General features: G+C 54.5%; 18 protein-coding genes. 3 read left to right on the forward strand and 15 right to left on the reverse strand.

Going from position 1 to position 23,267, the window contains the following annotated elements; all coding sequences use genetic code 11:
• Positions 1-141 precede the first annotated feature (141 nt).
• From G544_RS20825 to prfB, 6 genes are all read right to left on the reverse strand, one after another.
• On the reverse strand, positions 142-429 hold the full coding sequence (locus G544_RS20825; RefSeq protein WP_051155801.1) for a hypothetical protein: 288 nt from the start codon (positions 427-429) through the stop codon (positions 142-144).
• A gap of 271 nt (positions 430-700) precedes the next feature.
• Positions 701-1,357, reverse strand: coding sequence for a DUF799 domain-containing protein (locus G544_RS0116130; RefSeq protein ID WP_027275554.1), 657 nt, complete (start codon positions 1,355-1,357; stop codon positions 701-703).
• Positions 1,354-1,710 (reverse strand): DUF4810 domain-containing protein, encoded by a 357-nt coding sequence (locus tag G544_RS0116135; RefSeq protein WP_027275555.1) that lies wholly within the window; start codon positions 1,708-1,710, stop codon positions 1,354-1,356. The genes G544_RS0116130 and G544_RS0116135 overlap by 4 nt, the downstream gene beginning before the upstream one ends.
• A gap of 36 nt (positions 1,711-1,746) precedes the next feature.
• Positions 1,747-2,418 carry a CsgG/HfaB family protein gene (locus G544_RS0116140; protein WP_027275556.1) on the reverse strand — a complete coding sequence of 224 codons (672 nt, stop codon included), beginning with the start codon at positions 2,416-2,418 and terminating at the stop codon, positions 1,747-1,749.
• A 233-nt stretch (positions 2,419-2,651) separates the two neighbouring features.
• Positions 2,652-4,175 (reverse strand): lysine--tRNA ligase, encoded by a 1,524-nt coding sequence (gene lysS / locus G544_RS0116145; RefSeq protein WP_027275557.1) that lies wholly within the window; start codon positions 4,173-4,175, stop codon positions 2,652-2,654.
• A gap of 18 nt (positions 4,176-4,193) precedes the next feature.
• Positions 4,194-5,292, reverse strand: a protein-coding gene (gene prfB / locus G544_RS0116150; RefSeq protein ID WP_134388962.1) for a peptide chain release factor 2 whose coding sequence is annotated in 2 segments (ribosomal slippage) — positions 4,194-5,216 and positions 5,218-5,292 — 1,098 coding nt in all. Because the reading frame shifts where the segments join, the coding sequence is not laid out codon by codon here.
• A 570-nt stretch (positions 5,293-5,862) separates the two neighbouring features.
• Between prfB and G544_RS0116155 the strand changes: the two genes are divergently transcribed.
• Positions 5,863-12,396 carry an autotransporter outer membrane beta-barrel domain-containing protein gene (locus G544_RS0116155; protein WP_161624127.1) on the forward strand — a complete coding sequence of 2,178 codons (6,534 nt, stop codon included), beginning with the start codon at positions 5,863-5,865 and terminating at the stop codon, positions 12,394-12,396.
• 40 nt (positions 12,397-12,436) lie between these two features.
• On the opposite strand, the gene recJ is transcribed toward G544_RS0116155, so the two are convergent.
• The 3 genes from recJ to xerD form a co-directional block, all read right to left on the reverse strand.
• Positions 12,437-14,170, reverse strand: a complete 1,734-nt coding sequence (gene recJ / locus G544_RS0116160; protein WP_027275560.1) for a single-stranded-DNA-specific exonuclease RecJ — start codon at positions 14,168-14,170, stop codon at positions 12,437-12,439.
• A 93-nt stretch (positions 14,171-14,263) separates the two neighbouring features.
• The gene (gene dsbC, locus G544_RS0116165; RefSeq protein WP_027275561.1) at positions 14,264-15,001 is read right to left on the reverse strand and encodes a bifunctional protein-disulfide isomerase/oxidoreductase DsbC; all 738 of its coding nucleotides are present in this window, start codon (positions 14,999-15,001) and stop codon (positions 14,264-14,266) included.
• A 40-nt stretch (positions 15,002-15,041) separates the two neighbouring features.
• Complete coding sequence (gene xerD / locus G544_RS0116170) at positions 15,042-15,923, reverse strand: site-specific tyrosine recombinase XerD (RefSeq protein WP_134389250.1); 882 nt, start codon at positions 15,921-15,923, stop codon at positions 15,042-15,044.
• A 315-nt stretch (positions 15,924-16,238) separates the two neighbouring features.
• On the opposite strand from xerD, the gene fldB reads away from it, so the two are divergent.
• Positions 16,239-16,757 (forward strand): flavodoxin FldB, encoded by a 519-nt coding sequence (fldB, locus tag G544_RS0116175; protein ID WP_027275563.1) that lies wholly within the window; start codon positions 16,239-16,241, stop codon positions 16,755-16,757.
• Positions 16,758-16,827: 70 nt separating this feature from the next.
• Here the strand turns inward: fldB and creD are convergent, their stop codons facing one another.
• The 5 genes from creD to sdhE all read right to left on the reverse strand — a co-directional run bounded on the left by creD (position 16,828) and on the right by sdhE (position 21,277).
• A complete protein-coding gene (creD, locus tag G544_RS0116180; RefSeq protein WP_036024356.1) occupies positions 16,828-18,348 on the reverse strand; it encodes a cell envelope integrity protein CreD in 1,521 nt (506 codons plus the stop codon).
• A 98-nt stretch (positions 18,349-18,446) separates the two neighbouring features.
• Positions 18,447-19,877 (reverse strand): two-component system sensor histidine kinase CreC, encoded by a 1,431-nt coding sequence (creC, locus tag G544_RS0116185; RefSeq protein WP_027275565.1) that lies wholly within the window; start codon positions 19,875-19,877, stop codon positions 18,447-18,449.
• Complete coding sequence (gene creB, locus G544_RS0116190; protein ID WP_036024358.1) at positions 19,874-20,554, reverse strand: two-component system response regulator CreB; 681 nt, start codon at positions 20,552-20,554, stop codon at positions 19,874-19,876. Before creB ends, creC begins: the two co-directional genes overlap by 4 nt.
• Before the next feature lie 53 nt (positions 20,555-20,607).
• On the reverse strand, positions 20,608-21,039 hold the full coding sequence (locus G544_RS0116195; protein WP_027275567.1) for a protein YgfX: 432 nt from the start codon (positions 21,037-21,039) through the stop codon (positions 20,608-20,610).
• Positions 21,011-21,277, reverse strand: coding sequence for an FAD assembly factor SdhE (sdhE, locus tag G544_RS0116200; protein WP_027275568.1), 267 nt, complete (start codon positions 21,275-21,277; stop codon positions 21,011-21,013). Before sdhE ends, G544_RS0116195 begins: the two co-directional genes overlap by 29 nt.
• 281 nt (positions 21,278-21,558) lie before the next feature.
• On the opposite strand from sdhE, the gene ygfZ reads away from it, so the two are divergent.
• Positions 21,559-22,554, forward strand: a complete 996-nt coding sequence (ygfZ, locus tag G544_RS0116205) for a tRNA-modifying protein YgfZ (RefSeq protein WP_027275569.1) — start codon at positions 21,559-21,561, stop codon at positions 22,552-22,554.
• 61 nt (positions 22,555-22,615) lie between these two features.
• On the opposite strand, the gene trhA is transcribed toward ygfZ, so the two are convergent.
• Positions 22,616-23,263, reverse strand: coding sequence for a PAQR family membrane homeostasis protein TrhA (gene trhA, locus G544_RS0116210; protein WP_027275570.1), 648 nt, complete (start codon positions 23,261-23,263; stop codon positions 22,616-22,618).
• Positions 23,264-23,267: the final 4 nt, after the last annotated feature.

A 23,267-nucleotide genomic window follows, 5' to 3' on the forward strand; every position in this document is an offset into this window, starting at 1 on the left:
TTTTAACAAATCAAAAGGGGTTTATATAACTGATTTAAAGCTGAAAGCTTTCCAGAACCCCCAGCCTAGCTGGGGGTTTTCTATATACAATAAAGGCCGCAGAAAGTGAGACATTCTACGGCCATATATGCAATCTTCTATTTAGAATAGATACATAATATCCAAAATAACGCCCTTCGCATTAATTGGCTTGTGTATCGTCATTTTAACCAGATGTACCGGTGATTCCGGGGTCACTATAGTCTGCTTACAGATGAACATATAATTCATTCCGGCGACGACCTGAGAACCGCAGAACATCAGAGGCTCATATCGAGCGCCAAGCAGGCTGCCTAAAGTCTCAGAGAAGATAGCGTCTACGTCTTTAGGCAGCTTACAGGGAGCGAGCTCGGGATTAATATTCCAACCACCTGGGATAGCCTTAGTCATACGAACTCCTTATTAATCCATTAAGGAAAAAGAAATATTGCATTAAAGAAAATACATATTTACTACGAAATTAAGTATTGTTCTGACTAAGAAAGGTCGCTGTGATGTATGTCATAGTATTATAGATAGGCCAGATTAACTGAACTAAAATACAGTTAATAATAAGAAACAAATCTCTAAAATAATATATTAGCAGCCCCGTTCTTAGGCTAATAAAAAACCCTACCAAAATCAGCAGGGTTTATATAACGTTAGACGAGAGAGAAAAATATTACTCCAGGTCTTTACCATATTTTGGCGAACGGGGGCCATATAAAATCCCACCAGGCCTTCCCGCTGAAAGCAGACGAGCATCCGCAATTCCTGCCATATCGTAGCTTTTATCCATTAGCGTATTGCCAATCTGATTGATGGCAGCGCTTATCAACATACCAAATATATTTCCGCCGCCAGAATTATTCTCATTAGTTGAAGCCGTCGCGCTTCCACTCCACAGCTGTTGACCGTTTCGAATATCAATCAGTCGGCCAGATACCGTTACTCGGGTATCGCTGGCAATCACCATATAAGATGAACCATAGTCGGTCACGTTCATGTAAAGTACGGCGTCCGCACCGAAAATCTCACGCAGCTTTTGCGGGCTGACAGCGTGCATTTCAGCAGCGTTACTCACTCCGTTTTGCTTGAACGTATTCTCCACCAGAGCAACAGGAAAAACGTAATAACCTGCTTCGGCCAGCGGCAGCGTAACCTGAGACAAAACGCCGTACCCGGCATTAACCTCGGGCGATTCATTCGTCGGCAGCAAAACCAGAATACTTTTAGGCTGGCTTTGCCGAAATGCCGTATAGTCGTACGTTTTTTTCTGCACACAGCCACTCAACAACAGTGCGGCAATCACGCCACACAGCGCGTAAAACTTTCTCATTTCGCGCCTCCTTGCATTTTCTTCAACAGAAAGTCCATAAACGGAGCGGATTCAGGAAATTGCGCCTTTTCTTCACTAAACTCAGTCCTTGCCAGCTCAGGACGCCCTGAATTGACGTACAGCATTCCTAAATGCGCGTGTAGCCCCGGAGGTACGGGTAGCCCCTTCGCTTTGGCCTTTTCGATGTCTTCCTTTAGCGCTGCGATTTGCTCTTCAACGCCGATGTCCATCTTATAATATTCGTAAACCGTCGCCTGATAGTTGTCCCAACTATAAATAGGCTTTGGGCTGTTCATACACCCGCTTAAAGCGCCAACGGCCAGCAGTATGCCAGCGTAGTGAGCTATCTTCATTTTCATATCCATGTGTATAGTAACTATCTACCGTGATTATTTCTCTGGCGTCCAGGCGCCGCTTTCAATACCTGAAACAAGATTATTCACCGCTTCACGAATGGCCAAATCCAGCACTTTCCCGTTTAGCGTCGAGTCATAGCTCGCCGTTCCGCCGAAGCCGACTACTTCGCGATTAGACAGCTCATACTCCCCTGCGCCCTGTGAAGAAAACACCACTTCGGACGTTTGAACATTGACCACGTTTAAATTCACTTTGGCATAGGCAATCTGGCTTTTTCCCCTGCCCAAAATGCCAAACAGCTGGCGATCGCCAACCTCTTTACGGCCAAACTCGGTCACGTCGCCCGTGATGACATAGTTAGCGCCTTTCAGGCTCTGCTTTTTGTTATTAATGTTGGCTTCGTTTTTAATCTCATCCATATTGGCGCGATCGAGCACGTTAAAACGCCCCGTTTGCTGCAGATGAGTAATCAAAATAGTTTTTGACTGATTGCCTAAGCGATCTACCCCATCGGAGAAAATGCCGTTCATATAGTTGGAGCGGTTATCAAACTTTCCTACTGAAACAGGGCTTTTGACTCCCTGATAGGCGGTGTTGTAAGAGGCAACTTTTGCAACTTCAACAGTTCGAGAAGACTCAGTGGCACAGCCAGTCAAAAGAATTGCACTGCTGAGCACTGTCGTTACGGCCAGTTTTTTGAACATTCCTTTGATTCCTTTACTTTATTAACTATGACAAAAACACGTTTAACCTATATTTACTATTTATAACTTAAATAGTAATAAATTGAAAATAAATAAATAATTATGAATTTAGACTGACAATCATCACTTTGATAATGAATGGGTTAAGAAAGTATAGAAATAGAGGATTAACAAGAAAAACAGGGGATAAAAAAAGAGAGCCTAAGCTCTCTTTTTTTATCAGCCGCAGAGGCTTACTTCAACGGACGCATGGCGGGGAACAGGATGACGTCGCGAATAGTATGGCTGTCGGTCAACAACATCACCAGGCGGTCGATGCCGATGCCCAAGCCCGCCGTTGGCGGCAGGCCGTGCTCCAGCGCAACGACGTAGTCCTCATCGTAGAACATCGCTTCGTCGTCGCCTGCATCTTTCTGGCTGACTTGGTCGGCAAAGCGCTGTGCCTGATCTTGTGCATCATTAAGCTCCGAGAAGCCGTTACCGATTTCACGGCCGCCGATGAAGAACTCAAAGCGGTCGGTGATAAACGGATTATCGTCATTGCGGCGAGCCAGCGGCGACACTTCAGCCGGATATTCGGTAATAAACGTCGGCTGGATAAGGTGGCTCTCGGCCACCTCTTCAAAGATCTCGCACTGTACGCGCCCCAGGCCCCAGCCCTTCTCAACCTTGATGTTCAGAGACTGTGCGATGGCCGTCGCTTTCGCCATATCGTCCAAATCGGCGACGTTGGTTTCCGGGCGATAGTGGCAAATAGCCTCTTTCATCGTCATCTTGGTAAACGGCTTGCCGAAATCAAACGTCTGGTCGCCGTATTCAACGGTCGTGGTACCCAGTACGTCCTGCGTCAGAGAGCGGAACAGGTCTTCTGTCAGCGCAATCAGGTCCTTATAGTCCGCGTAGGCCATATAGAGTTCAATCATGGTGAACTCAGGGTTGTGGCGCGGAGAAACGCCTTCGTTGCGGAAGTTGCGGTTGATTTCAAACACGCGCTCAAAGCCGCCGACCACCAGACGCTTAAGGTACAGCTCCGGCGCGATGCGCAGGTACATATCGATATCCAGCGCGTTGTGGTGGGTGATAAACGGACGCGCGGTTGCGCCGCCGGGGATCACCTGCATCATCGGCGTCTCTACTTCCATAAAGTCGCGCTGCACCATAAAGCTGCGGATCGCGGCCATTATTTTGGAGCGGATCACGAACGTACGACGAGAGTGCTCGTTGGTGATCAGATCGAGGTAGCGCTGGCGGTAACGGGTTTCCTGGTCGGCCAGTCCGTGGAACTTGTCCGGCAGCGGGCGAAGCGCTTTGGTCAGCAGACGCACTTCATGGCAATGAACGGACAGCTCGCCGGTCTTGGTTTTAAAAAGCTTGCCGCGCGCGCTGATGATGTCGCCCAAATCCCATTTTTTAAACTGCTCGTTATATACGCCCTCGGGCAAGTCATCGCGAGAAACGTAAATCTGGATCTGACCGCCAACGTCCTGCAGCGTGGCAAAAGAGGCCTTGCCCATAATGCGACGGGTCATCATACGGCCGGCGATAGCCACTTCCAGACCTAACGCTTCCAGCTCTTCATTGGTCTTTTCATCGTGCTCAGCATGCAGCTGACCGGAGATCGCGTCGCGGCGAAAATCGTTCGGGAACGGATTACCCTGTTCACGAAGCTGCGCCAGCTTCTCGCGGCGAGTTTGAAGTTCGTTATTTAACTCGGCGGCGGATTGCGCAACGTCGTGCGCTTGAGGTTGTTCAGACATTTTTAACGTTACCCTTTCTTATAGTCCAGCCTTGAGGCTGGCTTCGATAAACCGGTCCAGGTCGCCATCTAATACGGCCTGAGTATTGCGAGTTTCAACGCCGGTGCGCAGATCTTTAATGCGAGAATCGTCCAGTACGTAAGAACGAATCTGGCTGCCCCAGCCGATGTCCGACTTGTTCTCTTCCATCTGCTGCTTGTCGGCGTTCTTTTTCTGCATCTCAAACTCATACAGCTTGGCCTTTAGCTGACGCATTGCCTGATCTTTGTTCTTATGCTGAGATCGATCGTTTTGGCACTGCACCACGATATTGGTTGGCATATGGGTGATGCGCACGGCGGATTCGGTTTTGTTAACGTGCTGACCGCCGGCGCCCGAGGCGCGGTAAACGTCAATACGCAAATCCGCAGGGTTTATCTCGATGTCGATATCATCATCGACTTCCGGATAAACAAAGGCAGAGCTAAACGAGGTGTGGCGGCGGCCGCCTGAGTCAAACGGGCTCTTGCGCACCAGGCGATGGACGCCGGTTTCCGTACGCAGCCAGCCGTAGGCGTAGTCGCCCATCACTTTGATGGTCGCCGACTTGGTCCCGGCGACGTCGCCGTCGGACTCTTCAATCATTTCGGTTTTAAAGCCCTTGGCCTCGGCCCAGCGCAAATACATCCGCACCAGCATGCTGGCCCAGTCCTGCGCTTCCGTACCGCCGGATCCCGCCTGAATGTCGATATAGCAATCGGCGCTGTCGTACTCGCCGGAGAACATGCGTCGAAACTCCAACTGCCCCAGACGATTTTCTAGCTGTTCAACTTCCTGCACCGTTTCGTTAAACGTATCTTCGTCGTTTTCCTCAACGGCCAACTCCAGCAAGCCGGAAACGTCTTCCAGGCCCTGTTCGATCTGTTCGATCGTTTCGACAATGGCCTCAAGCGAGGAACGCTCTTTACCCAGCGCCTGAGCTCGCTCGGGTTCGTTCCAAACGTCAGGCTGCTCTAGCTCTGCGTTAACCTCTTCCAGGCGCTCTTTCTTGCCATCGTAGTCAAAGATACCCCCTAAGAACGGCCGTTCGTTCAGACAGGTCCTGTATCTGGTTTTTTACCGGATTAATTTCAAACATGATTTGTCGCTACCGTTAATCGCTGCGTTGACTGGATTTTCTACAAACGTGTAATTCTAGCGGATCTGGCCTGGGGAATATAGCCGTTTTCCCAGATTTTTACGGCCTTCCTTCCAAACGCCGCGCCCTTTTCGCCGGATAAACGAAAGAAAAAATACGGGCTCTGCCGCTGCCTATACAAACCGCCCCAGCGGGAAGCGGCGTATAGCGAAAGGTTAATACCTAAACGTCGAATATTATAAACAATCAGCCGGATTGATTTTAAAAATAAATAAATTAAAACTTAATTAATTAGAAATTTTAGCCTATAAGAAATAAAACAAGGGGAGAATAAAATAAATAGGAAACCATCTCACTTTCCATTTAATAATTAAACCGCTAACATCCCTTTCAATATACTTTCAATAAAACACACACGGCCTTGCCGTACGGGCCACAGCAGTTTAATTTCATAAAAAGCATACTTTCTAAATTATTAATCATCGTTATTAAATTTCATCAAAACGCCTATAAATAACACGAATCCAATATTTATAACCAAATTAACTTTATTTTAGGATGGACCCTATTATGGCGCACCTCCATTTAAAAAAAGCGTTAACCATCGCTATAGCCGGCAGTCTATTTCCGCTAAAAGCCATTGCCGAAGAGTGTATTCCCGCAATATCGTCGACAGGCGTCTGTGCAGACGCGGCACAAATACAAAATCAAATGGAGACGGCCCCTCACGCGGCGCCATACGGCAATTCGCTCTTAGACCTGTTAAAAACGGACATCAATCTTGGTTTTATCACCATTAGAAATGTTTACCTGCTCGACGCTAATGAGGAAAACAGAAGCCCGGTTTTCCATCCCGTAACCAGTATTTTTAGCCACGCAGCGGGCGGCGTCAGCCTTACCGGCAAAGCGACCGCCACGAACTATAGCAGCGCCAACCTCGACGGCCCCTTGAGCAGCGGCGCCAGTGCTATTGCCCTTTTGGGCGATGCCGTAGCCAAAAACGAGGGCAGCGTCTCCACCGGTGTACTGAATATCTTCGGCCACGGCGCCAGCGCTATCAGCATCATGGCCAACGCCAGCGCTGAAAACAGCGGCACCACCAGCCTCAACGGCCCCCTGAGCAGCGGCGCAAGCGCGATTTCCATTTTGGGCAGCGCCGAGGCTAAAAACAGCGGCAGCGTCTCCACCGGCGTCCTGAATATCTTCGGCCACGGCGCCAGCGCTATCAGCATTATGACCAACGCCAGCGCTGAAAACAGCGGTACCGCCAGCCTCAATGGCCCCCTGAGCAGCGGCGCAAGCGCGATTTCCATTCTGGGCAGCGCCGAGGCTAAAAACAGCGGCAGCGTCTCCACCGGCGTACTGAATATCTTCGGCCACGGCGCCAGCGCTATCAGCATTATGGCCAACGCCAGCGCTGAAAACAGCGGCACCGCCAGCCTCAACGGCTCCCTGAGCAGCGGCGCAAGTGCCATTTCTATTTTAGGCAGCGCTGAGGCCAAAAACAGCGGCAAGGTTTCTACCGGCATATTAAACGTTCTCGGCCACGGCGCCAGCGCGATTAGCATCATGGGAAACGCGAAAGCCGTTAATGAACAGGGTTCTGAAACGAACCTCAATGGCCCCCTTAGCCATGGAGCCAGCGCCATCAGTATTGCGGGAAACGCCACGGCAGAAAACCACGGTAACGTTAGCACGGGCGTACTCGACGTTTTAGGCCACGGGGTTAGCGCCTTCAGCGCACTGGGGCGTGCAAACGCCACGAATGGGGAGACGGGAACTATTTCCGTCAACGGCCCGCTGGGCCATGGGCTAAGCGCCGTTAGCCTGCTCGGAGAAGCAACAGCGACCAATCAGGGAACCATAACCACCGGCCTGCTTAACGTTTTAGGGCACGGCGCTTCGGCCTTTAGCCTACTGGGCAACGCCTCGGCCTCCAATGTCGAAGGCGGTAAAATTTCGGTTAACGGCCCGCTCGGCCACGGCCTGAGCGCCGTCAGCCTGACGGGTTCCGCTACCGCACAAAACGTCGGTGAGATCGCAACCGGAACGCTAAGCGTGCTGGGGCACGGCGTTTCGACCTTTAGCCTGCTGGGCAACGCCTCGGCCTCTAACGTCGAGGGCGGTAAAATTTCGGTTAACGGTCCGCTCGGCCACGGCCTGAGCGCCGTTAGCTTGATAGGTTCTGCTACTGCGCAAAACGCCGGTGAAATTTCAACCGGACCGCTAAGCGTTTTAGGGCACGGCGCCAGCGCCTTTAGCCTGACGGGGAGCGCAACGGCCACTAACGCCGCTACGGGCCGTATTTCTACCGCCAGCCTGATGGCCCACGGACTAAGCGCCATTAGCCTTATCAACAGCGCAACGGCCGCCAATCAGGGCAATATCAACACCGCCGGTACTGCCGCAATAGGGGCAAAGGCAGTATCTCTGTTTTCTTCCGCCAGCGCCTTCAATGCCAAAAGCGCCAACGTCACGACCAAGGGCCACCTCTCTCACGGTTTGCTGGCCTTCAGCCTGACGTCACAGGCCAGCGTGGCTAACGCCGGTTCTATCAAAACGGAGGGCTGGCAGGCTCACGGCGCCAGCGCGGTTAGCCTGCTGGGCGACGCCGAAGGCGTAAACACCGTGGACGGAGAAATAAATACCTCCGGCGATAAAGGGCACGGGGTCAACGCTTTTAGCATTACTTCGCGAGCGACCGCACTCAATCAGGGAAAAATCTCAACGTTAGGCAATGACGCTAGCGGTCTTAACGCGGTCAGCGCCTATGAGAAAGCCGGCGCAACAAATGATAAAGGCGCGACTATCGTAACCGGAGGAGTAAACGCTCACGGCGCATACGCTCAAAGCACGCATCAAACGGCATTTGCGAATAACCTTGGTTCAATAACAACGGCGGGAGACGATAGCGTTGGCGCCTATGCCGTCAGCAAAAACGCCGAGGCATATGCCATCAACGATACCAACGGCGCCATCAGTACGGTAGGCCGTAACGCTCACGGCCTGTTTGCCCAAAGTACGCAAAAAACCGCCGCTGCCCAGAACCTAAACCAAATAGTCACAACAGGCCACGGAGCAATGGGCGCAACGGCCCGCAGCGTCAGCGGTGAAGCTCAGGCGGAAAACGCGGGGTCAGTCACTACCGCCGGTAACAACGCCGATGGTCTTAACGCCCAAAGCCAGAGCAATAAAGCAGTCGCGATCAATAAAGGGAATATTCTTACGGGCAGCGAGCTGGCTAACGGCGCCTCTACGGCAAAAGAGGGAACACACGCTCACGGCGTCAGCGCGTCTAGCAAGGACGGCGATGCGAGCGTCTACAACGACGTCGACGGCAAAGTAGAAACGTACGGCCAGGAAGGCTACGGCCTGCATGCGCACAGCACTAATGCCAAAGCGCTGGCAACCAATGAAGGCCGTGTGGAAACCCACGGCAAGAACGCCTATGGCGTCAACGCGCTCAGCGATAAAGGCGAGGCTCAGGCGCTTAATAAAGGCATTATCCTCACGGACGGAAGCGGCGGCTACGGTCTGAATGCAGAAAGCCGGCTCGATGAAGTTAACGCCATAAATCAAAGCAGCGTGGAAACCCAAGGTGACAAAGCCTACGGCGTTAATGCCGTCACGCAAAGCGCTAATGCCTACGCTTATAACGATGACGCAGGCACTATTATCACTCATGGCGACAACAGCTATGGCCTGGTCGCCAGCTCAAACCTGGAAGCGCTTGCGAAAAACGCTAACGCCATTGAAACCAAAGGCAATAACAGCTACGGCATCCACGCCTACAGCAAAAACAACGGCGCTCGGGCGATAAACGATCGCAGCGTAATCACCCACGGCGACGGCTCTCGCGGCGTCAGCGCCCAAAGCGATAGCGGACATGCGCTAGCCTATAACAGCCAAAGCATAGAAACGTTTGGATCGGGTGGGTACGGCCTAAGCGCGGTAAACCAATACGGTGATGCAAAAGCCGTTAACGACGGTGAAATTACGACCAAAGGAAACGGCGGCGGCGGCGCATACGCATTCAGCGTTCAGGGCGACGCGCTGGCTCAAAATCAGAACGGCGTGACCACCTACGGCCACGGCGCGAACAGCCTGTCTGCCTTTAGCCAGCAGTCGAAGGCGCTGGCGATAAATTTGGATGACAAAACCGTGATTACGGAAGGCGACAGCGCCTACGGCATGCTTGCGCAAACCGACAGCGGCACGGCGACGGCGGTTAACCAAGGCCACGTAGCCACAGGCGGCGCGTCATCCGTCGGGATTGCCGCTATCGGCCTCAACGGTAAAAGCGAAGCGCTTAATCAACGCGAGATCGCCACCAAAGGCAGCGTCGGTCACGGCATCTTTGCCCAGATGGACGGAGGCGGTTTGTCTGCCATGAACGAAGGCCAGATAATGACCGAAGGCGACGGCGCTTACGGCATTGCGACGTCATCAAACCGAGGAACCAGCTGGCTTTATAACGGCGCCACGATCGCAACAGAGGGCGAATCTTCCCACGGCATGCACGCCCAAACGGCCGTGGGCGATATCAAAATGCGCAACGAAGGTACGATAGATACCCGCGGCGACGGCGCGCGCGGCATGAGCGCGCGGCTGCAGTCAACCTCAGGCGCTTCGGCAAGACGGTTATTAGTAGAAAACGTCGCCCAGATTAATTCTCAGGGGCACGGGATATTTTCTGAAAGCGACTACGCGGTTGATGACTATCTGGTTCGCAGCAGCGGCATCATTAACGCCCGGGACGGCAGCGGAATACACGCCGCGGCCGGCGCTGGAAACCTGACGGTTTCAGCCTCCAATAATATTTTCGCCGGACAAATCGCCAGCAGCGGAACGCATCACGGCATTTACGCCGCCGCGGGGGCAAACGGCAAAGCCAGCGTAACGTACGGCATGGGGACGATTACGCTTGCCCCGGTATCTTCCACCGTTGCGCCCACCGGCGTTGGCATCTGGGTTGACGACCTGACTACCGGCAATGAAAACGTCGTAGGGGAAATCAATCTCGCTAGCGGCTTTATCGATGCAGGGCAAGGGGCCGGAGGCGTTGGAATGTCGCTGTCTGGCGTCGGCAACATCTACATCAGTGAGTCGGCGACCGTTCACGGCGGCCACTCGTTCGGCATTGGGCTTGGCAGTTCACGCGACGACGAGCAAACGCGGCTCACGGTCAATAGTTACGGCCTGGTCGATGCCACCGGCGATCGCGTCGTTTATTCCACGGCAAACGCGGGACGCGTAACGGTCAACAACTATGGCCGCTTTACCGGTTCGGCGCAGTTCGGCTCCGCCGCGAATATCCTCAACAACAGCGGCGATTTCCTGCTTCGAAACTACGCCGATAGCGATCGAGATGGAGCGCGGGACAGCTGGGGCATCGCCACCGTTGATATGGGCCGCAGCGGCAACAACGCGTTTATTAATCGAGGTACGCTCACGCTGGCAAACGTCGCCAACTATGCCGTCAGGCCAAGCAGCGCAGGCGATATTTACGTCCCGGCGGATCTGTCTTCAAGCTATGCAGGCACGGAGATCCTGACGCAGGGCCAACTGCTGGGCGTTAGCCTGTTCGATAACTCAGGCGTCATTGACCTTACGGGCGGCACTAAAAACGTCGGCAGCTCGCTGGTCATTACCGGCGGAAATACGCCGGGAAAAAACGGCGGCGGCATTTTCATTGCCAACGGCGGTCGGATTATTGCCAACATGAAAATTGACGACGCCCAAAATACCGCCTTCTCCGACGTTATGGTGATAGATTCCGCCAGGCTGGGCGCCGGTGGCGCAACGACGATTGAGATCAATCATATAGGTGAAAATACCGCCATTGCCCCCAAAAATACCGTACTGGTCGTTGAAAGTCTCGGCAATTCCGACCCTAACGCTTTCCGCCTGTCCAGCGAGCGCCAGCTGTTCGGCGTATCGGACTACGCGCTGAAGTACAATCCGACAAATAACAACTGGTATTTAAATACCGACTACCGTTCGGAGATTGTGCTTGCTTCGTCGGTCTTTTCGGTTGCCAACGACTATGGTTATACCATGCTGGGCTCTCTCGATACTCGATTCGGGTCGCAGCGTGAATATGCGCCCCCGCCTCAGATAACGCAGGCAGGAGGAAAGCTGTGTCAAAAAGAGGGATTAACGCCCAAAGAAGAAGTCGACCTGCTGATTTCCGGCCAGTGTCGCCCGAAAGCCTCTGCGCCTTCTGTCATGCAGGAACGCGCCCGCTATCTCTCCGACGGCTGGGGTCGCATTCTGAGCAAAAAAACCGAGCGCGACTCAACCAACATTAATAAAAACGGCCCCGCCTATGATTCCACGCTATATGGGCTACAGCTGGGCTACGACGTTTACCATCGCGAAGGAATTGACGCATCGGTAGATCGCGTCGGCTTCTATCTGGGCTATGGCGATATCGATACGACAATTAGCCACGACAGCGGTCTGGACGCAGGCTCAACCACAACGAAGGCCTACAGCGCGGGACTATACTGGACGCACCTTGGGGAGGAGAGCTGGTATACGGATACGGTACTACAAACCACCTATTACGATATCGACGCTGATTCTAAATACGGTGAATCCTTCTCCACCAGCGGTATTGGCCTTCTGGGCTCGGTCGAAGGAGGGTACTCGTTTACTTTCAGCAATGGGCTGCTTATAGAACCTCAGGCACAAATAGCCTATCAGCACATCTCTCTTGACGATGCCAAGGACGAATACGGCAACTTTAGCTTTAAGCAGAACGATTCGCTTCGCGCCCGCACCGGCCTGCACTTCAGACGCGACTGGTCGTTTGCCGAAAGCGGCGACGAAAAGCCGCACTATCTGCGGACCTGGGCCAGAACCGACGTATGGCATGAGTTTATGGGGGATGCGGCAACCTATTCCGTCGACGGCAGTGGAAAATACTCGGCCAAGCTGACCCAACCTTCCGGCGGCACCTGGGGTGAGGCCACCGTTGGCATCACCTATCAGGCCAATGAAAACCTGGGATATTCCGCTTCCGGCAGCTACGCGCACTCCCTTGACGATCCAAAAACCACCTCGTGGGGCGGGCAGTTAGGGTTTAGCGTAAGTTGGTAAGAAAGGGGATAAAAAGGCCCGCCCTGCGGGCCGTCGGCAGCTACTTCGCCCACAGGTGCTGAATCATCAGCTGTACGCTGCGGTTGCCGCGAAATTCATTAACGTCAAGCTTGTAGGCGATGGTCGCTTCCTTCACGCTCGGGTCCGGCCACAGGGTGGTATCGACGTTGAAGGCAATGCCGTCGAGCAGCGCGCCTCCGCCGACGGGTTCAACCGTCACCTTCAGGTGGCGGTCTTTTAAAAGGCGCTGCTGTAGTATTTTAAACGAACCGTCAAACGTCGGCTCGGGGAAGGCCTGCCCCCATGGCCCAGCCTCGCGCAGCTCTTCGGCGGTTTGCAGCGTTAAAAGCTGGCTTTCCAGCTCGCCGTCGGTCCAGATAACGCCCTCCAGAGCGGAAGGCTCAAGCCAGTCGGCGATGAGTTCGGCAAAGCGTTGGCGAAACTCGTCGAAACATTTCTCCTCAACCGACAGCCCCGCCGCCATGGCGTGGCCGCCAAAGCGCAACATCAGCCCGGGATAAAGCGTATCCAGACGCTCCAGCGCATCGCGCAGATGAAGACCGGCAATGGAGCGGCCGGAGCCTTTGAGCACGCCGTCGCCAGCGGGCGCAAAAGCGATAACCGGACGATAGAAGCGCTCCTTGATGCGGGAAGCGAGAATGCCCACCACGCCCTGATGCCACTCGGGATGGTAAATAGCCAGCCCGTAGGGCAGAGATTCTTCCCGCTGCTCCAGCTCCTCGCACAGCTGCAGCGCTTCAACCTGCATCCCCTGCTCTATCTCACGCCGGGTTTGGTTTAACGCATCGAGATCGCTTGCCATCGCGCGGGCGTCGGCCATGGAGTCACACAGCAGGAGCTCCACGCCGACGGACATATTGTCCAGACGACCCGCGGCGTTTAACCTGGGGCCTAAAGAAAATCCCAAATCGTTCGCCGTCAACCTGCGCGCGTCTCTTTCGGACACCTCCAGCAGCGCCCGAATCCCCGGACGGCACTGCCCGGCGCGGATCCGATTAAGGCCTTGATGGACCAAAATTCGGTTGTTGGCGTCCAGCGCCACTACGTCGGCCACGGTGCCCAGCGCCACCAGATCCAGCAGCTCGGCCAGGTTCGGTTCTGTAATGCCCTTAAGCTCAAACCAGCCGTCTTTTCTTAGCCGGGCGCGCAGCGCCAGCATCAAATAGAACGCGACGCCGACGCCCGCCAACGACTTTGACGGAAACTCGCAGTCGTTGAGGTTGGGATTAATCAGCGCCTCCGCGGCGGGCAGCGTATCGCCGGGCAGGTGGTGGTCGGTCACCAGCACCTGGATGCCCTTTTCATGCGCACAGTCCACCCCTGCGTGGGAAGAGATGCCGTTGTCTACCGTAACGATAAGATCCACGCCAAGTTTGGCGGCCTGCTCAACCACTTCAGGGCTTAAGCCGTAACCGTCTTCAAAACGGTTGGGCACCAAATACTTAACGTGCGAGAAGCCCATGCTGCGCAAGGCCAACACGCTTAACGCGGTGCTGGTTGCGCCGTCGGCGTCGAAATCGCCGACGATCACAATCCGCTTTTGTTCGTGAAGGGCCTGGACCAACAGCTCTACGCCTCTGTCTATGCCGACGAGGCTTTGATAGCCCAGAAGGCCTTTGGCCCCCTTTTCCAACTGGCCGGCGTCGGTCACTCCGCGAGAGGCATAGAGGCGCTTAAGCAGCGGGGAGAGCGTCGACGGCAGAAAGCTGCCGTCCACCTGAGGACGACGACGAAGCTGGGTTTTATTGGTCATTGGCTACAACGATTTAATGTGGTGTTCAAAAGCATCTCGCCCGTAAGCCAAAAGGCTGACCGACGGGCGGATAAATGTAACGTACTGTCTCGATTACTGAGCCTTGCTCGCGTTCTTGTGGGCCGCATAAGCATCCAGCGTCGCCTTCAGTTCGCTGGGCGCGCTATAGCCCGGCTGCACCGTGGTGCCGTCAAGGATGATAGCCGGCGTGCCCTGAATGCCGAACAGGGAGCCCAGCATATAGTGGCGCTTAAGGTCGATATTACAGGTCGCAGGCTTAATCGCCTTGCCCGCCATGGCGCTGTCGAATGCCGCCATGCGATCCGGCGCACACCAGATGGAGGTCATGTTTTTCTCTGCTTCCGAATCTACGCCCTGGCGCGGGTAGGCCAGATAGCGCACCGTGATGCCCTGATCGTTATAGCCCTGCATTTCTTTATGCAGCTTGGCGCAGTAGCCGCAGGTGATATCGGTGAATACCGTCACGACGTATTTTTCCTGCGGCGCTTTATACACGATCATTTCGTCTTTCAGGGCATCTAAGCGCTTAGTCAGGATCGGAGCCAGCTGTTCGTTGGTGATGTTCACCGGCATTGGCCCGCTGATGTCATACATCGGCCCTTGCAAAATATGCTTACCGTCGCTGGAAACGTACAGCACGCCGCCTTCAGTCAGCACCGTTTGCAGGCCGGCAATAGGAGAAGGCAGGATATCCACTTCCGTCGCGCCAAGCTTCTGCCCCAGCGCCTGCTTGATGGCCGCGTCGTCCGCCGAAGCGGTATATGAAAACGCCGTCAGCGCCAGGGTGAGTAGTAAGAAACCTTTTTTCATTTTCTTTCCTTTAAGAAATTCGAATCCCTTCGACATCCGGCTAAGCGCGCGGATGATGTTGTTGATGTAACTGTTTCAACCGTTCGGTTGCGACATGCGTATAAATTTGGGTGGTCGACAGATCGCTGTGCCCTAATAGCATCTGTACGACACGTAAATCAGCGCCGTGGTTCAATAAGTGCGTAGCAAAAGCATGGCGCAGCACGTGCGGGGAAAGCGCCTCGCTGTCAATTCCCGCCAGTAAGGCGTAGTGCTTTATCCTGTGCCAAAAAGTTTGGCGCGTCATCTTCTGTCCGCGTCGGCTGGGAAACAGAATATCCACAGAGCCGTTATTGATCAACCAGGGGCGACCGTAAGCCAAATAGCGCTCCAGCCAATAAACCGCCTCTTCGCCAAGTGGAACCAGCCGCTCCTTATCGCCTTTCCCCGTCACTCGTACTACGCCCTGACGAAGGCTGACGTCGCCGTTTAAAAGCCCCACCAGTTCAGAGACCCGAAGGCCGGTTGCGTAGAGCACTTCCAGCATCGCCTTGTCCCGAAGCTCCAGCGGATCTTCCGTACCGGGAGTTTGCAGCAGCGTTTCGACCTGCTTTTCCGTCAGATCCTTGGGCAGGCGCTGGGGCAGTTTGGGAGACGACAGCCGCGCGGACGGATCGTCAGTGCGCACCTTTTCACGATACAGATACTGAAAAAATCGGCGCATGGCGCTAAGCATTCTGGCCGAACTGCTTGCCTTATAGCCGCCGTCCATGCGATCGGCCAGAAACCCCTGCAGATCTTCCGGCTGAGCGTTGATAAACGACAGATCGTGCGCCGCCAGCCATTCGCTGAGCGCCCGGAGGTCCAGACGATAAGACGCCAGCGTATTTTCCGCCAGGTTCCTTTCAAGCCAGAGAGCATCAAGAAACTGCTCCGTCAGCATCGCGTTATCCTGCGACACGTTTCCCCCTACTGCTACAAACGATTTTGTTCATTATACTCTAAATAATTCGAGTTACGGGAAGGCGGCAAGGGAGTGACAAATTCGTCGGGAACGAATTTGACCAGCCGAAGGCTGGCCTCCGGTGAGAGGCAGGAGCCTCTCATTAATCCCCGGGAGCTTACATAAGTAAGTGACTGGGGTGAGCGAGCGCAGCCAACGCACCTGTAACTTGAAGTATGACGAGTATATGTCCGATCATACCCTATCTGGTATACTTTCCCACCGTTCAGTCATGACAGTTAAGTGAAACCAACGATGAAAATTGGCCTTTTTTACGGCTCTAGCACCTGCTATACGGAAATGGCGGCGGAAAAAATCCGCGACGTTCTTGGCGAAGAGCTGGTTGACTTACACAACGTCAAAGACGCGCCCGTTACCCTGATGGAAGAGTATCCCATTTTGATTATGGGGATTCCCACCTGGGATTTCGGAGAGCTTCAGGAGGACTGGGCCGGCGTTTGGTCGCAAATCGAACGGCTCGATCTGAACGGAAAAATCGTGGCGCTCTACGGCATGGGCGATCAGGAGGGCTACGGCGAGTGGTTCCTGGACGCGCTGGGCATGTTGCACGACCATCTACAGCCTCTGGGCGTCAAGTTTGTCGGCTACTGGCCGACGGAAGGCTATCAGTTTACCAGCCAAAGGGCCGTCGCGCCCGACGGGCAGCGCTTCGTAGGGCTGGCGCTTGACGACGTGGTTCAGTACGAACTCAGCGAAGGGCGGATCGCCGACTGGTGCGAGCAGATTCTGGAAGAAGCGGCGGCGCTCCTGTAGTGCCGTTTGAATCCCCTCCCATTCGGGAGGGGCGCCGTTTACGCTACATGCAAATGGCGTAATCTTTCCTTTATTTCCATAACCGATACTTTCTTCTCTCAGCCAGCTCTTCGCTATGGCAGTGGGTTCCCTTCTCCCGCTCCCCCTCGGAAGCCGTCTCCTCCTGCGGTGCTGACGCTCCTCCGCCGGAAGGCGCCGGGCTCCGGTTCAATGAGGGCGATGAAGATCGCCCTGCAACCTGGTACCAGTCAAGGCGGCGGGTTAGCGCCATCACTGCGCTCAGCGTGACGAACAGCAGGAGGGCTCCCAGCAGCAGCGCGTTATCCTCCGACTGCAGCAGCAGGTACAGCACGCCGTAGAGCAGCAGCAGCCCTAGCGCAAAACCGATCCCGCGCACCGCGCCGCGAAGTACGGCGCTTAAGTAGAAGCCAATCAGGCTGCAGCAGCTAACGGCGGCAATGCAGTAAGCCCAGGCGAATCCGATGCGCTCTGACAGCGCCAACAGGATAACGTAGAAAACGGTCAGCGCCGCCGCGACCAGCAGATACTGTATTGGGTGGATAGACAGCGACTTCAGCACTTCGAACAGGAAAAAGGCGACGAACGTCAGGCCGATAAATAAAACGGCGTATTTCACCGTGCGCGTATTCAGCTGATAGTGGTTAACGGGTTCAATAAAGCTGGTACTGAATGCCGGTAAGCCCGAGCTGACAAGTGAGGTTCTGGCATATTGAGCGTCGCCGTAAGCGTCTTCGCTATACTTTCTGGCATCCATAGACTGATAGTCATAGCCGATAAAATTGTTGTTGATATTATTGGCTATCCAGCTGCTTTCCCACGTTGCCGTAAAGCCATCTTCGTTCACCACCCGCTGCTTCGGCAGGAACTGCCCGAGGAAGTTGGGATGGGGCCAGTTTCCGCTCAGGTTCAGCGTTGAGGACTCCCCTACCGGCATCACGGCCAGATGGCCGCTACCCTGAAGGGCCAGCGTAAACTCAAAGCTTATCGGCTCGCTGCCGCTTAGCATATCGCCCGACAGCGGCGCGTGGACCCCCTGCGAGAAGCGGGAAGAGTTTGTTCCGGCCTCAAAGGCGACCGCCTTTTTGGCAAACTGAATTTCAGGCACGCGCGTAATGCCCCGAGAGTCCGACAGCGCAACGATGACGTACGGCGCCCCGTAGCTGACGGACTTATTGCTGGTCAGATCAAGCGGCGTAAACGCGCCTTTAAAAACCAATTCGCTTTGGTATACCTGCGCCTGATAAATACCGACCTTACGCGGCTCAACGTTGACGTTACCGTCTACGGTAAGAAGGGAAGGAAGATAGTAGCGAACGCCTTCTACGGCCACCGTTTTACTCACGCCCTTATCGTCCAGCCCTTTTTGATATCGGGTATAGGGAACCGCGATAACCGGCCCCACGACGGTCTGTTCCGCGCTGGTGCCGTCCTGAATGCGGTTGATGACGCTCTGTTGATAGTCGTTACGGCTGTCAATAAGGCTGAGGATCATGCCGATAGGGATCAGCATCATCAGAGTAAAAATAAACAGTGCAAATAGTTTTAAAAATAGCGCGGTATGGTTGGACATCCCCAGTCACTCCGTTTTCCAAGTATGGCGCGCAGAGTAAAAGCTCAAAGTGAAAGGAAGATGTCGTTGTGTGAAGGCGGCGTGAAGCGCGCCTTTAGCTATTTCTCTTTAATCGGCAGAACAAATACCGCTCTGGCGCCGCCGCTCTCGTCGTTTTCCAGACAGATAGTTCCCTGATGCAGCGTAGCCACTTCACGAACGAAGCTTAGCCCAAGCCCGGTACTTTTCCCCTTGTCCGGCCGGGGCAGCGAATAGAAGCGATCGAACACCTTATCCAGCGCGTATTCAGGGATCCCCGGACCGCTGTCGACAATGGCCACCCGATAGCGTTTATCAATAACCTCGCCAAGCACCGAGATCGCGCCGCCTTCCGGCGTGAAGTCCAACGCGTTATCCAACAGGTTGCTGAAAGCCTGCTCCAAAAGAAGCTTATCGCCGCGCACGCTGACCGGAGAGGCGATATCTACTTTTAGCGTCACGTGGCGATGGGTAAACTGCGCTTCTTTGGCGGCTATCACGCCGTTAAGCACCTGCGCTAAATCCACCAGCGACAGCTCCTGACGGATGCGATTTTCCACCTGGGCCTGCTGAAGCATGCGGTCAACCAAAAGCTGCAGGCGATCGTTTTGCTGGGAGATATTGTTGACGAAGCGCTGGGCCACCGCTTGCGGAGGCGACTCCTTCAGGATTTCCGCCGCGCCGCGGATCGCCGCCAGCGGGCTCTTCAGCTCATGAGTCAGCGTATGGACATACTTCTCGATATAGTCCTTGCCCTCAAGCTTGACGCGCATGCTCTCCAACGCCAGCGCCAGGCTGTTGAGTTCGGTGCTGCCCACGCGGGGAAGCGTCGGCGCGCCGCCGTCCGCTACCTCTTTGGCGTAGCGCACCAGCCGGGAAATGGAGCGGTTAATCCACCAGACGAAAATAGCGCCTATCGTCAACGCTATGCCCAGCAGCATCACGCCGGCGATTTCAATGCGCCGCTCGCTGCGGCGGATAACCGGCTGCATTGATTCATTGGGCTTAGCGACGGTCAGCGAACCAATAATTTTGCCGCTTTCGGAGCGGATCGGCGCCGCCACGTACATAACGGTGCTGCTTTCATCGTTGGGGTTCAGACGAGTGCTTCGCGCGCCGTATTTTCCTCTTAGCGTCAAATAGACGTCGTTCCAACGCGAGTAATCCTGCCCCAGCGCCTCACCGGTGGAGTCAAAAATAACAATGCCTTTCTCATCGGTGATGTAAACCCGATACTCCATGCGGTTTTTTACGACGTTGTCTATCTTCGCGCCAATAGGCGTACTGTTGATATCGCGAAAGGCCTGGATCAGATAGCCCTGGCTCAGGCTGTGGTGTCGGATATCCTGCTCGGCTATCTGGGCCAGCAGGTTGGCGGTGTCTACCAGCATGCCTTCCGTCGTGCGGCGCACGCCCGGCTTAACTTCCTGCACGAAGATGTTCATGATGAAATAGCCGGCGACGGCGACAATCATGAAAAAGCCCAGCAGCAGGCGAAAGCCAATCCTCATTCGTTGTGGCTCAGGCTGTATCCCAACCCGCGGTGGGTTTGAATAGGATTCGCGTTCTCGTTGACCGCCCGAAGCTTGGCCCGCAGGGTTTTGATATGAGTGTCCACCGTGCGATCCAGGCTCTCTTCCGCATCCTGCCAAACGAGGTCCATCAGCTGCTGGCGGGAAAACACGCGGCGAGGCGCCTTTAAAAGCGTTCTGAGCAGCAGAAACTCATAGCGCGTCAGCGAAAGCGGCTGACTGTGGAAGGTGATGGTCGCCCCTTCTTCGTCCAGCTCAAACGCGCCGTAGCTGGGCAAAAGCCGCTTTTGTTTTTCAAGACGGCGCAAAATAGTGCGCACTCGAGCGCTCACTTCACGGGGAGAGAAGGGTTTGGGAATATAGTCGTCCGCGCCGATTTCAAGCCCGACGATGCGGTCAAGCTCCTCGCTGCGCGCGGTCAGAAAAATCAGCGGAAGGTCCGCCACCTGCCCCAGCATTCTGCGGCACAGGTCGAAGCCGTTGATATCGGGAAGGCCGACGTCCAAAATGGCCAGCGCCGGTCGCCCTTGATTAAGCGCCGCCAGCGCGGGTTCGCCCCGCTCAAACCAGCGAACCTCAAAACCGTCGGTTTCCAGCGTATAGATAAGCGTGTCGGCGATGCTTACTTCATCTTCTACGAGCCAAATTACGGACATAAACGCGATCCTTCATTACGGGCATAAGGCAGTGAGTCTCCCAACCCGATGTTTTACCGTTTATCGTGCTGCCGTTCAAGCTGCTGCAGGTGAAAACGCAGGCTGCGCCACGACTCTTGATCCATGCTGTCCACCGCCAGCCAAAGCCGACGCCTGTTTCGCCTCCCTGCGGTGGCCTGAATCGTGAGGAAAACGCCCCACTTTAGCATCATCGGACGCCCCTTGATGCGCCATTCTTCGCGATGCCATTGAAAAACGCCGTTTTTAAGCAGCGCCATTTCCCCCTGCATCCGCTGGATGTGCCTCTGGCTGCGCAGGCAGTCAAAGATGACCAGCGTCACTAAAGAGAGCCAGACGGGCCAATAGCCGTCGTTCCATGGATATAAAAGCACCAGCAGTATCAGCGCCCCGTGAATTAACAGCGAAACGCATTGGCTTTTCCAAGATATTCGAATATCACTCTTCCAAAGAACGGCGTTCTGCATTTTTTACCTGGATCATTTTGATCATTCGCGCAAAGTCTACGTCTTCGGGAACGGTCTGATTCATCAGCCAACGAAAAAGCTGAGGGTCTTCACAGTCCAGAAGCCTGACGAACGTCTCCTTATCGGACTCAGACAGCGCGTCGTAGTCATGTTCAAAGAAGGGCATAATGGCGACATCCAGTTCGCGCATACCGCGACGGCAGGCCCAGTGGATACGGGTTTTGTTATTAATGTCCATAAATGCATACTCTTATAGGGTTATCGCTCGAAGGCGTAGCTTAACAATTTGCTTAGAATTAGTGAAAGAGTACACACAAAACTTAGCCTATATTTGCGGATTTGCTCGAAATAGCAGCGCTTTTACCTAAAAACGGCAAAGGGCCGTCGCCACGACGCTGGCGTCGGCGACCGTTTTGGCTTATCTTGAAAGCATTCTGAAACGTCCGAACCAACGCCCTGATTCAACAGCGTTCTCAAAGGTTCGGCCCGTATCCCAGACCTGTTTATGCCGGAGTTCTCATGATCTATAAATCCCCGCTTCCGTCACAGTTCGCATCTTCTTCATCCGACCTGCCGTTGACCCTAATATCGCTGGAAGACTGGGCGCTGGTTGCCGTCGCGGGAGAAGACGACCGTAAATATCTTCAGGGGCAGATTACCGCCGACGTATTTGCGCTGGAGCCTCAAAAGCACGAACTCAGCGCCCACTGCGACGCCAAGGGAAAAACCTGGAGCGCGCTGCGCCTGTTCCACTATGGTGAAACCCTCGCTTACATCCAACGCGCCAGCGTATGTGAACAGCAAATGGCCGAACTGAAGAAGTACGCCGTTTTCTCAAAGGTCAGCATTGAACGGCGCAATGACCTTTTACTGCTGGGGATTGCGGGCAGAGGCGCGCGAGAAGCGCTAAGCGCGCTTTATCCAACCCTGCCGGACGCGCAGTCATCGTCGATATCCGTTGGTAACGCAACGCTGCTCTATATCCCCACGCCGTCAGAGCGCTTCCTTATCGTCGCTCCTCAGCAGGAAGCCGATCGCCTGTACTCAGCCCTTTTGGGCAAAGCGGCGCTGAACGACAGCCGCCAGTGGCTGGCGCTGGACATCGAAGCCGGCCTGCCCGCTATCGACGCGGCCACCAGCGGCGAATTTTTACCCCAGGCCGTCAACCTGCAGGCGCTCGACGCCATCAGCTTTACCAAAGGCTGCTATGCCGGTCAGGAAATGGTGGCGCGAGCCAAGTACCGCGGCGCTAACAAGCGCGCTATGTACTGGCTGGAAGGGAAAGCGCTTTCTCAGCCCGAGGTTGGAGACGAACTGGAGCTTCAACTGGGGGAAAACTGGCGGCGCACCGGTACGATACTGGCGTCAGTAAAGCTGGCCGACGGTTCGCTGCGGGTTCAGGCGGTGTTGAATAACGATCTGCAAGCCGATTCAGTGCTTCGCGTGAGGGAAGACGCCACCAGCAGCCTGGCTATTCGCGCCCTTCCCTATTCGCTGGAAGAAGAGAAAAAGTAGCGCCTTGCGCCGAGATTTTTGGCCGGTTAAAAATCGCGGCGCTTCCTTTACTTTTGCATTGCTAGGCAATATAGAGATAAATCGCCAAAAAGTGGCACACGCTGCCCCCCAGCACAAAACCGTGCCAAATCGCGTGATTGAAGGGAATGCGCTTGTTGACATAGAAAATTACGCCCAGCGTATAAACGATCCCACCCACGGCCAGCAGGCTAACCGCCCCCGCCGATAGCGTCGTCACCATCTGATAAATCACGACCAGCGACAGCCATCCCATACCCAAATAGGTAACAAGCGATACCACCTTAAAGCGATGGGTAAACGCCAGCTTAAAAATCACGCCAATCAGCGCCAGGCTCCAGATAACGGCCATCAGGCCTCGCGACAGCGAAGAATTCAACCCTACCAACAGGAAAGGCGTGTAGGTTCCTGCAATCAAAAGGTAAATCGCACAGTGGTCAAAAACTTTAAGCCGACGCTTGGCGGCCTGATTGGAAACGGCGTGATAGAGCGTAGAGGCGAGAAAAAGCAGAATAATGCTGCCGCCGTAAAGGCTGTAGCTAGTGATAGCAAGCGACCCTGCCTCATTGGCAACGGCCTGGGTCAATAACAGCACCAGCCCGACGATGCCTAAAATAAGACCAACGCCGTGGCTTATGCTGTTGGCAATCTCTTCGGCAACCGAATACCCCTGTTTAACTGTTGAAGACATAGAG

Origin of the sequence: Leminorella grimontii ATCC 33999 = DSM 5078, from assembly GCF_000439085.1 — a bacterium.
Taxonomy (GTDB): domain Bacteria; phylum Pseudomonadota; class Gammaproteobacteria; order Enterobacterales; family Enterobacteriaceae; genus Leminorella; species Leminorella grimontii.

Excerpts from the sequence above, each read along its gene's own strand:
- G544_RS20825 (WP_051155801.1), bottom strand. The coding sequence starts at position 429 with ATGACTAAGGCTATCCCAGGTGGTTGGAATATTAATCCCGAGCTCGCT.
- G544_RS0116130 (WP_027275554.1), bottom strand. The coding sequence starts at position 1,357 with ATGAGAAAGTTTTACGCGCTGTGTGGCGTGATTGCCGCACTGTTGTTG.
- G544_RS0116135 (WP_027275555.1), bottom strand. The coding sequence starts at position 1,710 with ATGAAGATAGCTCACTACGCTGGCATACTGCTGGCCGTTGGCGCTTTA.
- G544_RS0116140 (WP_027275556.1), bottom strand. The coding sequence starts at position 2,418 with ATGTTCAAAAAACTGGCCGTAACGACAGTGCTCAGCAGTGCAATTCTT.
- lysS (WP_027275557.1), bottom strand. The coding sequence starts at position 4,175 with ATGTCTGAACAACCTCAAGCGCACGACGTTGCGCAATCCGCCGCCGAG.
- G544_RS0116155 (WP_161624127.1), top strand. The coding sequence starts at position 5,863 with ATGGCGCACCTCCATTTAAAAAAAGCGTTAACCATCGCTATAGCCGGC.
- recJ (WP_027275560.1), bottom strand. The coding sequence starts at position 14,170 with ATGACCAATAAAACCCAGCTTCGTCGTCGTCCTCAGGTGGACGGCAGC.
- dsbC (WP_027275561.1), bottom strand. The coding sequence starts at position 15,001 with ATGAAAAAAGGTTTCTTACTACTCACCCTGGCGCTGACGGCGTTTTCA.
- xerD (WP_134389250.1), bottom strand. The coding sequence starts at position 15,923 with ATGCTGACGGAGCAGTTTCTTGATGCTCTCTGGCTTGAAAGGAACCTG.
- fldB (WP_027275563.1), top strand. The coding sequence starts at position 16,239 with ATGAAAATTGGCCTTTTTTACGGCTCTAGCACCTGCTATACGGAAATG.
- creD (WP_036024356.1), bottom strand. The coding sequence starts at position 18,348 with ATGTCCAACCATACCGCGCTATTTTTAAAACTATTTGCACTGTTTATT.
- creC (WP_027275565.1), bottom strand. The coding sequence starts at position 19,877 with ATGAGGATTGGCTTTCGCCTGCTGCTGGGCTTTTTCATGATTGTCGCC.
- creB (WP_036024358.1), bottom strand. The coding sequence starts at position 20,554 with ATGTCCGTAATTTGGCTCGTAGAAGATGAAGTAAGCATCGCCGACACG.
- G544_RS0116195 (WP_027275567.1), bottom strand. The coding sequence starts at position 21,039 with ATGCAGAACGCCGTTCTTTGGAAGAGTGATATTCGAATATCTTGGAAA.
- sdhE (WP_027275568.1), bottom strand. The coding sequence starts at position 21,277 with ATGGACATTAATAACAAAACCCGTATCCACTGGGCCTGCCGTCGCGGT.
- ygfZ (WP_027275569.1), top strand. The coding sequence starts at position 21,559 with ATGATCTATAAATCCCCGCTTCCGTCACAGTTCGCATCTTCTTCATCC.
- trhA (WP_027275570.1), bottom strand. The coding sequence starts at position 23,263 with ATGTCTTCAACAGTTAAACAGGGGTATTCGGTTGCCGAAGAGATTGCC.